At 32.8% G+C, this 10,405-nt stretch carries 10 protein-coding genes and 1 pseudogene; 2 read left to right on the top strand and 9 right to left on the bottom strand.

The window, feature by feature from the left end; all coding sequences use genetic code 11:
• Positions 1-212: 212 nt before the first annotated feature.
• From IDG60_RS18185 to opp3b, 5 genes are read right to left on the bottom strand one after another with little or no spacing between them, the layout of a single operon-like run.
• Positions 213-1,868: a peptide ABC transporter substrate-binding protein gene (locus tag IDG60_RS18185; RefSeq protein ID WP_000197018.1), complete on the bottom strand. Its 1,656-nt coding sequence runs from the start codon at positions 1,866-1,868 to the stop codon at positions 213-215.
• Positions 1,869-1,886: 18 nt separating this feature from the next.
• Positions 1,887-2,828, bottom strand: coding sequence for an ABC transporter ATP-binding protein (locus IDG60_RS18180; protein WP_000786734.1), 942 nt, complete (start codon positions 2,826-2,828; stop codon positions 1,887-1,889).
• A complete protein-coding gene (locus IDG60_RS18175) occupies positions 2,818-3,900 on the bottom strand; it encodes an ABC transporter ATP-binding protein (protein ID WP_000140050.1) in 1,083 nt (360 codons plus the stop codon). The genes IDG60_RS18180 and IDG60_RS18175 overlap by 11 nt, the downstream gene beginning before the upstream one ends.
• A gap of 15 nt (positions 3,901-3,915) precedes the next feature.
• Entirely contained in the window at positions 3,916-4,986 is a 1,071-nt protein-coding gene (gene opp3C, locus IDG60_RS18170) for an oligopeptide ABC transporter permease (RefSeq protein WP_000829632.1), read from the bottom strand.
• Entirely contained in the window at positions 4,986-5,912 is a 927-nt protein-coding gene (gene opp3b / locus IDG60_RS18165) for an oligopeptide ABC transporter permease (protein ID WP_000521533.1), read from the bottom strand. Before opp3b ends, opp3C begins: the two co-directional genes overlap by 1 nt.
• A 242-nt stretch (positions 5,913-6,154) precedes the next feature.
• Between opp3b and IDG60_RS18160 the strand changes: the two genes are divergently transcribed.
• A complete protein-coding gene (locus IDG60_RS18160) occupies positions 6,155-6,526 on the top strand; it encodes a DUF3899 domain-containing protein (protein ID WP_000915157.1) in 372 nt (123 codons plus the stop codon).
• A gap of 54 nt (positions 6,527-6,580) precedes the next feature.
• On the opposite strand, the gene fabF is transcribed toward IDG60_RS18160, so the two are convergent.
• Together fabF and IDG60_RS18150 are read right to left on the bottom strand one after the other, a co-directional pair.
• Entirely contained in the window at positions 6,581-7,825 is a 1,245-nt protein-coding gene (fabF, locus tag IDG60_RS18155; protein ID WP_103182715.1) for a beta-ketoacyl-ACP synthase II, read from the bottom strand.
• A gap of 11 nt (positions 7,826-7,836) precedes the next feature.
• Positions 7,837-8,778, bottom strand: coding sequence for a beta-ketoacyl-ACP synthase III (locus IDG60_RS18150; protein ID WP_001100526.1), 942 nt, complete (start codon positions 8,776-8,778; stop codon positions 7,837-7,839).
• 294 nt (positions 8,779-9,072) lie between these two features.
• On the opposite strand from IDG60_RS18150, the gene IDG60_RS18145 reads away from it, so the two are divergent.
• On the top strand, positions 9,073-9,258 hold the full coding sequence (locus tag IDG60_RS18145; RefSeq protein ID WP_000682089.1) for a YjzD family protein: 186 nt from the start codon (positions 9,073-9,075) through the stop codon (positions 9,256-9,258).
• Between the two features lie 256 nt (positions 9,259-9,514).
• On the opposite strand, the gene IDG60_RS18140 is transcribed toward IDG60_RS18145, so the two are convergent.
• Positions 9,515-9,949 carry an MAP domain-containing protein gene (locus IDG60_RS18140; RefSeq protein WP_000769694.1) on the bottom strand — a complete coding sequence of 145 codons (435 nt, stop codon included), beginning with the start codon at positions 9,947-9,949 and terminating at the stop codon, positions 9,515-9,517.
• A 310-nt stretch (positions 9,950-10,259) separates the two neighbouring features.
• Positions 10,260-10,405: pseudogene (locus IDG60_RS18135) on the bottom strand (YbhB/YbcL family Raf kinase inhibitor-like protein); the annotation flags it as partial.

Here is a 10,405-nt window from a genome sequence, read left to right as displayed (position 1 = left end):
TACATATGCCTCCTACTTTCAATCTAATTTTTTCTTTTTAGTTTACTCATAGAAAAAATTATTACAAGTTTATTTTTAGAATATTCAGTTATTTATGCATTTAATCAATTTCAGTAATTTAAAAAACGACTTATTTTAAATTTTTATTCCCAAAGTTTTTATCCAACACAAAAAGACTGGAGATATGTCTCCAGCCTAATTTACAAAGCATATTATTTTTTCTTCTTACCTGTTTCTTTATCTATCGATTTATCAATATATACATGTTTAAGTGAGTTATTTGGACCAAATTTATGGTAAATTAATCCTTTTACTTGAGGATTTGTTAAATGTGCAACACCTTTTTGATAAATTGGTGCTACCGGTGCATCTCCTAGGAACATTTCTTCTGCTTTTTTCAAGTTTTCATATCGTTCGTTCGGTTGAAGTGCCAATTTGGTTCTTGCTACTTTAAGTAATTGATCATATTCTTTATTACCCCAGTCTGTATTATTTTGTGCGCTACCTGTGGTCATTGTTTCTAAATAAGCCATAGGATCAGGGTAATCTGCAGACCAACCACTAAGTGATGCTTCAAAATTGTTACTCAGTTCTAGTGATACTCTTTGTTTAAACGGTAATTGCTTAATTTTCAAAGTAACTCCTGGTAAATTTTTCTCAACTTGCGATTTGATATATTCAGCAGATATTTTTGCATCTGGTGTATCTTCTGTGTTCATTGAAAATGTCACTTCATTTTTACCTAACTCTTTTTTAGCTTTGTCCCAGTGTGCTCTTGCTTCTTTAGGATTATATTTTAAAGGCGAATTCATGGTACTCGCATAATCTTTGCCATTAGGCGCTTTCGCAATTCCTTTGGCTGTTAGTGTATCGGAAGGAATTGAGCCATTGTTTTTCACTGAATCAACGTATCCTTTTTTATCTATTGCTTGTGCGATAGCCAATCTTAAATTTTTGTTTTTAAAATCAGGATATTGTTTTTCATTCATTTTTACAAAAAATGTCCCAGACGTTAACACAAAGTTTAATCCTTTGTTGTCTTTATATTTATTTACTTGATCTGCAGTAATAACTGCGTCATCTACTGATTCAGTATCATACAATGATGCACCGGCTTGTAAGTCTTTAATAACTTTATAATTCACTTTATCTAATTTTACATTCTTTTTATCCCAATAATACTGATTTTTAGATAGTAAGGTTTTATCTTCTTGTTTCCAATCATCAACTTTAAATGGACCATTGTATACCGCTCTATCAGCTGCCGTACCGTAATTTTTACCATATTTTTTGGCAACTTTTTCATTTTGAGGTGCAAAGGTATTAAGTGCTAATAATTGATTAATATATGGAACCGGCTTTTCTAATTCAATTTGTAATGTTTCATCATTTAATGCTTTGATACCTAATTGCTCTACAGGTTTCTTACCAGTACTAATATCACTCGCATTTTTAATGTCCCCCATAATGTATGCAAATTCAGAACCTGTTTTAGGGTCAACTGTTTTTCTCCAAGCATAAACAAAGTCTTGTGCAGTCACTTTGTCACCATTGCTCCATTTAGCATCGCTTCTTAATTTAACCTTTAAAGTTTTACCATCTTTACTCTTTTCAGGAAAAGCTTTCGCAACACCTAACACCGGTTTGTCACCTTTTCCTAATGTGTATAAACCTTCGAATGTTTGCGCAGTCACTTCAGAAGATATTTCATCCGTTATTAATGATGTATCAAGGGATGTTAAGTCTGATGACAAAATTTTTCTGAATACTTGACCTTTATCTGAATAAATACCATCGTCATTAGCACAACCACTTAATGCAATTGTAGCAATCAAAATTAAAATAAGTGTTCTAAATTTTCTCGTCATTGCATTTCCCCCTTCCCCTTAATTTTGTGTCACCAATTTATTTTCTCGTAGTTGTGCCGCTTCTTCTTCAGTACTAAAGACAAAGTGATTCGGTCTAATTTCATGTAATTGTCTTAAATGATTATTTGCTTCATCATCAATATAACTAAATCGTTTGCGACTGCGTTCTGATTCAGGATCAGGTTGTGGAATGGCTGATAATAAAGACTTAGTATAATCGTGTAATGGATTTTGATAAATTTCTTCTGCCGGTCCAATTTCAACTATTTTCCCAAAATGCATGACTGCAATACGATCTGAAATATACTTCACCATTGATAGATCATGAGCTATAAATAGGAACGTAATCCCTCTTTCACGTTGTAATTTTAATAATAAATTAACTACTTGAGCTTGGATTGAAACATCCAATGCCGATATTGGTTCGTCCGCGATAATGAATTCTGGTTCAACGGCTAATGCACGGGCAATTCCAATACGTTGGCGTTGTCCACCTGAAAATTCATGAGGATAGCGATTGGCATGTTCTTTACTTAATCCAACAGTTTCAAGTAAATCATAGACACGTTTTTTTCGGTCACGCTTATCAGTTGCTAAATGATGGATATCAATACCTTCAGCTACTATATCCATTACTTTTAACCTAGGATTTAAAGACGCATATGGGTCTTGAAAAATCATCTGTATCTTTTTATTAAATTTAAGCAAATCTTTACGTTTACGAATCTTTTGTATATCAATACCCTCATACAAAATTTCTCCACTTGTAATATCATTAAGTTTAATAATTGATTTACCAGTTGTAGATTTACCACACCCCGATTCTCCTACTAAACCTAATGTTTCCCCTTTGTATATATCAAACGAAATATTTTCAATCGCTCTCACTTCGTTTTTCTTTCCTGCGTTAAAATATTGCTTTAAATTTTTAATGGATAATAGCACTTCATCATTTTTCATTGAACGACACCCTTTCTACCTTGAGTGGTTTTTCATAATTATTAGGCATCGGTTTCATACGTTGTTTTACCAGCTCGGGTAGTTCAACTTTTGGTGCACGTGCGTCTAATAACCAAGATTTCACAAAATGTGTCGGTGAAACTTTAAACCACGGTGGTTCTACTTTAAAATCAATATCTAATGCATATTGACTACGTCTCGCAAATGCATCACCTTTAGGTGGGTGTAATAAATCAGGTGGCGCTCCAGGAATCGCTAGTAATGGTGTGTCATTTGTTGTTGATAAATCAGGCATTGACGATAATAATCCCCATGTATATGGATGCTTTGGATCATAAAATATTTCGTTAACATCTCCTGTTTCAACCATTTGACCACCATACATAACTGCCACTCTATCAGCAATATTCGCAACAACCCCTAAATCATGCGTTATAAAAATAATTGCTGTATCGATTTTTTGTTGTAGTTCTTTCATTAAATCTAAAATTTGTGCCTGCATCGTTACGTCTAATGCAGTCGTTGGTTCATCAGCAATGAGCACTTTAGGTTCACAAGCTAATGCGGTTGCAATAACAATTCTTTGCCTTTGTCCACCTGAAAATTGATGAGGATATGCTTTAAATCTTTTTTCTGCATTTGGTAAACCTACAAGATTTAGTATTTCCAATGCGCGCTTTTTAGCTTGTGCTTTACTATAATTTTTGTGCTTAATTAATGGTTCCATGACTTGTTTACCAATTTGCATCGTTGGGTTTAAAGATGTCATTGGATCTTGAAAGATCATTGAAATATCTTTGCCACGTAATTTAATTAACTCATTTTCAGGTTTTTTTGCTAAATCTTCCCCTAAAAATAAAATTTCTCCCTTTTTAATTCTTCCTGTGTCCCCTTGGAATAATTTTGTAATTGCTTTTGTTGTTACAGATTTACCTGAACCTGATTCACCAACAATTGCCAATGTTTCCCCCTTGTTTAAATAAAAATCTACACCTCTCACTGCCTGCACTTCCCCTGCTGTAATATCAAAGGAAACATGCAAATCATTTACTTCTAATATTCTTTCAGTCATATGCTATGCCCCCTTTTATTTACGCATTTTCGGATCAAATGCATCACGTAATCCATCACTAAATAAGTAAAAGAATAGAATTAATAAACTTAAAATCATTGCTGGTATAAATAATTCATGTGGATAAATTAATAACATTGCGCGCCCATCATTTACTAATGACCCTAACGATGTTTGAGGTGCAGGTACACCTATACCAATGAAACTTAAAAATGCTTCGAAGAAAATAGCACTAGGTACTGTAAACATTGATGTAACCACGATAGCACCTAACGTATTAGGTAAAATATGCTTAAATATCAATTTGAATTTTGAAGCCCCCAATGTTTTCGAAGCCATGACAAACTCTTGATTTTTCAATTTTAAAAATTCTCCACGTACAACTCTGCTCATGCCTAACCAGCCTGTGATAGACATAGCCAATATAATTGTCCAAATGGATGGTTCAAAAATTAATACAAATAAAATTACGACAATTAAATTCGGAATAGATGCTATGACTTCAAGTATACGTTGCATAATCGTATCGACACGTCCACCGAAGAATCCAGAAATCGCACCATATACAACGCCAATAAAAATATCTAACATCGCTGCAACAACACCGATAAACAATGAAATTTGAGCACCTTTCCATGTTCTTGTCCATAAATCTCGACCCAACTGATCAGTACCAAACCAATAATTTTCTTTAGCATTTGCTGCTTTATAAGCATCCTTGCCATCTGCATCTTTACCATCAAAAGGTAAAAATGGAACTTTGTCTAATACAGGTATTTTTGCCGGAAGATTTCTATGTTCTACATTTTGTTCAGCATAATCATGTTTATTTATAACTGGACCGATAAAAGCAAATATTACAATGATAATTAAACCTATCATACCGACAACAGCTAACTTATTTCGTTTTAACTGAGCCCAAGCATCTTGCCAAAAGTTTTTGCTTTCTCGTTGCATTTCAGGTTCCTGATTCAAGTCTAATTCTCTAATAATAAAATCAGATGATGCGATAGCGTCAGAGGTATGCGTCATAGCTGCATTAGAATGATCGTCGTTAATCGACAAATTGTTTTTATTTTCAGCCATTATTTTTTACCTCCTTGAACACGAATTCGTGGATCTATCACACCGTACAAAATATCTACAATAAAAATAGAAACGATAAACAGTGTGCTAAATAATAGTGTGATTGCCATGATTACTGAGAAATCATTTGTTGTAATTGAACGTACGAATTGATCCCCTAATCCAGGAACCCCAAAAATATTTTCAATTGTTAAAGTGCCTGTTAAAATACTTGCTAACATGGGAACGATAATTGTAATAATTGGAATTAAAGCATTTCTAAGTGCATGTCCAAAAAGTACACGCATTGTCGAATTACCTTTAGCTCTCGCTAATAAAATATAGTCTGAACTTAATACCTCTATCATCTCTGCTCTTATGTATCTGGCGACAGTTGCTAAAACAGCTGCAGATAATGCAAGTGACGGTAATACCGCGGTCGAAAAACCTTCCCATCCAGCTACTGGGAACCATCTTAATTTAACTGCAAATACATATTGTAAAAGTACAGCAAGTACAAAAGATGGTACAGATACAGCAATAACTGAAATAACTGTAGTTGTATAGTCAACCCAAGAATTTTGTTTAGTAGCTGCTGCAACACCTAAAATAAGTCCCAGTATCACACCGATGAACATTGCTGTAAGACCCATTTCAAAAGAAGGTAGTAGTCTCGGTTTAATCAAATCCCACACAGGTTGATTATGATACTGGAATGAATTACCAAAATCGCCTGTAACAACATTTTTTAAATAATGTAAATACTGCGTAGCTACAGGATCATTTAATCCATATTTTTCATTTAAAATTTCTTTTTGTTCAGCATTTAATTTAGCATCGTTAAATGGCGAACCTGGCATTAATTTCATTAAGAAAAATGTAATTGTAATAATAATAAATAAAGAAATAAGCATATAAATAAATCGTTTGAAAATATATTTCCCCATCTAATCCCCTCCTCTAACAAATTCCGATTTCTAAATTTCCATTCCCTTCAAAATTTTCTGAAATCTTAACTAATATTATATATACAATATTTACTATATATCAATATTTTTTTGCTTTAAACTAATGAAGAATGATTGATTTTAGAATTTCAATAAAGCTGAAGAAATTAAAAAATCATTCCTCAATGTCTGATTTTAATGTAAACTATGCGTAAGAGTTTTCTATAAGTGGGAGTGATCAAATGTTGAAAAAATGGCTTGGAATGGCACTAATAACGCCAATATTAACGTTTATTATATGGGTTTTTAATAGCCATACTATCATTACATATTTAAATATATTGTTTTATGTTTCATTAATTATTTTTATTAGCATATTTTTGATTTTACTTGTACAAGAAGGCATTTTTGATGCGACAAGTTATGGTTTTAGAAGATTAAAGTATCAAATGTCATCTTCGAAAAAGAAGAAGTCTATCTCTGATGATCCATTTTTCAACCCACAAGAGGTAAAAAAAGAGCATTACTTTGTTTCTACATGGATAATCCCCTTATTATTAATAAATATTCTATATTTTATTATGACGATTGTGCTGTCGCTCATCTTAGTATAAAGAAACAGAAAAAATCTTCAGTAACTAAAACAACGTTACTGAAGATTTTTATAATTATGCTTCAAATTTCTTGAATACTAATACTGCGTTATGTCCACCGAATCCTAAGCTATTACTCATTGCATAAGTAATATCAAGGTCTTGCGCTTCATTTGGAACAATATCCAAATCACATTCTGGGTCTGGTGTTACCGCATGTATTGTCGGTGCGACTTTAGAGTCTTTAATTGAAAGCGCTGAGAAGATTGCTTCAATTCCACCTGTTGCACCAAGTAAGTGACCAGTCATTGATTTTGTTGAGCTAACTTTTAAGTGTTTAGCTGCTTCACCAAATGTATTTTTAATAGCTTTAACTTCATTTAAGTCACCAACAGGAGTACTTGTACCATGGGCATTTAAGTATTGTACATCTTTAGGTTCAATACCAGCATCATCCATAGCTGCTTGCATTGCTCTAGAACCGCCTTCACCTTCTGGAGCTGGCGCTGTAATATGATAAGCATCACCTGTAGTACCATAGCCAACTATCTCAGCATAAATATTGGCACCTCGAGCTTGTGCTGATTCTAAAGATTCGATTACTAAAATACCAGCACCTTCACCCATAACAAAACCGTCTCTACCTTTTTGGAATGGACGACATGCTGTTTCAATGTCATCATTTGTAGAAAGCGCTCGACTTGCACTGAAACCTGCAATTGCCATATGAGTGATTGGAGCTTCCGTACCACCAGTAATCATTGCATCTGCATCACCGCGTTGCACAATTTTAAATGCTTCTCCGATTGAGTTTGTACCTGTTGCACATGCTGTAACTGTTGCACCATTTGGTCCTTTTGCACCTAAGTCAATTGATACTTGCCCAGTTGCCATATCAGGAATTAACATTGGTACGAAAAATGGACTCACACGTCTTGGGCCTTTATCCATTAATTGTTTATGTGCAATTTCAAATGTTTCCATACCACCGATACCAGAACCAATCCATACACCGATTCGATCTGCAGTATTATCATTGATATCTAATTGCGCATCTTTAACAGCCTCTCTAGCTGCTACAATTGCATATTGAGTAAATCTATCCATACGACGCGCTTCTTTTTTGTCGATATGATCTTCAATATTAAAGTTTTTAAGTTCTCCTGCTAAGTGAACGCTATAAGGTTCAGTATCGATACGTGTAATTTTATCGATACCATTTACGCCTTTTAGAGCATTCTCCCATGTTGTTTTGACATCATTACCGATTGGAGAAAGGGCTCCCATACCTGTAATAACTACTCTTTTATTTTGACTCATTCGTTATCCTCCTATTTTCCCCATTTTATTGTCATTGCGCCCCAAGTTAGGCCGCCACCGAATCCGACAAGAACAATTGTATCATCATCTTTGAGTTTACCATTTTTTAATTCTTGATCGATACTTAAAGGTATTGACGCAGCTGAAGTATTTCCATATTTATTTACAGAAACACTCATTTTGTCTTTTGAAATACCTAAGCGTTCTCTAGCTGATTCCATAATTCTAATATTAGCTTGATGAGGAATAAATAAATCTATATCATCTGATGTTAAATTCGCTTTTTCAACTACACGTGTTGATGCATCACCCATAATTCTAACAGCAAATTTAAATACTTCTCGACCATTCATTTTCAGTTTACCAGTATCTTTATCTAAATATAAATGTTTACCACCAGTGCCATCAGAACCCATTTCATAACTTATAATACCTCTGCCTTCTGAAACTTCACCGATGATAACCGCACCTGCACCATCTCCAAATAGAACTGCAGTAGAACGGTCAGTTAAATCTGTTATTTTAGATAATTTATCTGCACCGACAACTAAAATATTATGATAATCTCCAGATTGAACATATTGTTTAGCTGTAATCATTGAATACATAAATCCAGAACATGCTGCAAGTTGATCCATAGAGGCAACTTTGCCCGTCCCTAAACGTTCTTGCAACATATTTGCGACAGTTGGAAATGGCATATCTCCAGTTGCTGTGGCAACAATTATCATATCTATATCTTCAGGCTGAATACCAGCGTCAGCGATTGCTTTTACACTTGCTTCATATGCTAAATCTGAAGTATCTTGATCGTCATCTGCCCAATGTCTTTCTTTAATTCCAGTCATCTTAGAAATCCATTCATCAGATGTATCTAAAAATTGCTCAAAATAGGCATTGTCAATAATCTTTTCTGGTGCATATGCACCAAAACCTTTAATACCCACGTTCATAGTTGAACACCTTCTTAATAAAATTTTTAATACCAGGTATTAATTTAACATAGATTACTTTTTAAACTCAAGTCAGAGGTAGGAATATTGACTAGTTAATAAAATTTTAATGCTTTATTATCGTCAAATTTCAGTATGAAATTGGTTTTAATGCGCTTAAATTTGAATAGCCATTCAGATAAAATCATTTATTTAAACTGTATAATATGGTCAAAATATATGAGATGTTACTATACAAATTTCTAACTTTCACTTAAAATAAAATATATATAATTAAAGTGGAGGTAGAATGACATGAAACACCTCGTAACATTCTTTTGGGCATTATTATTAATGCAAATGGTTAACTTTGTACTTAATAGCCTAGTAGGTGGAGACAGCTTAAATGTAGTGAATCCAATTATCATGGCAGTATTGTTCACGATTTTCACAGCAATTTTTGCTGCAGTAATTAAACCGCCGAAAGATTCATCACAATAACTATTTAGTATAAAATGAAATATGTCTTTCTTATTATTGAAGCTGCCCAGATAAAGGCGGCTTTTATTTTTGGCCATTAATGTTTTGTATTTTGAATATTTTAAAGCTCAATAACCTCTAACCCATCACTTTTAAATTTAGAAAAAGCCTTAATACAAAGATGTCATTTACGAGTAATCTTTGTATCAAGGCAATTATATTATAATCATCACTGTAAAATTAAATGCTTCATGTTGAATTTGATAATTTTAAGTGTTTATTTAGTTTTTACATTAATATCAATTTGTTTAATTGAATTTGAATCAAACAAGTTTGCTGTGTAGCTATCTTTCTTAAGATCCACTTCTTTTTTACTACCATCTTTCCAAGTAATCGTGTAAACGGCAGATTTTGCATTTCGAATCTTCTCAGGTGTTACACCACGTTCATCATATAATAAAGCTTTAACTTTATTTCCTAAATCTAAATATGATAATTGGCTATCTTTTGGTAAATTTAAGTAAGATTGATTGAAAGCCATAATGCCATCTACTGCAATTGTATATGGAACATTTTGCATTTCTTTAGCTTTTTGAGTTGCCGGTAGTTTGTCCTTTTCTGCTGCAGATACCTCATTACTTGTCACAGTAGCGCCAGTCGTTGCGATCATGCCCAGTGCCAAAGTTACAGTTATAAATGATTTTAATTTCATATAATCTCTCTCCTTTGTGAGTTAAAGTATCTTACAAAATCAATATAACACAAATCTAAAAGTTTCAAAAATTATAAGTATGTAAATTGTTTACTTGTTTTTAAAAATAAATTTTAATTAATGTAAAAGCTATAATTGTTAATACTTTCTATTTTTTCAAATAAATTCACATTACAATAACTAAGTTTACATTTCTTAAATTTAATTACTTCTTTGCATTATAGCGAACGCCGTACCTAATATATAAATTAAATCTCTTGTTTCTTTGTACTTTTAATTGAACAATTTTATATTGATGAGATATTTAGCATTAAATTTTTCTTCCTATAAGGTTAATACTTGTTTGATCAATTTTATGTTGATTTACTTCTTTTAAAAATTCATTCAAGTAGAACCCATTCTTCAAATTTAAAGAATGATCTAACGCATAAACTGTTAATTCATATTGATGATCTT

This window comes from Staphylococcus sp. EG-SA-2 (genome assembly GCF_017152085.1).
Note: the sequence above shows the minus strand (reverse complement) of the source record. Positions and strands in the feature narration are given on the sequence as shown.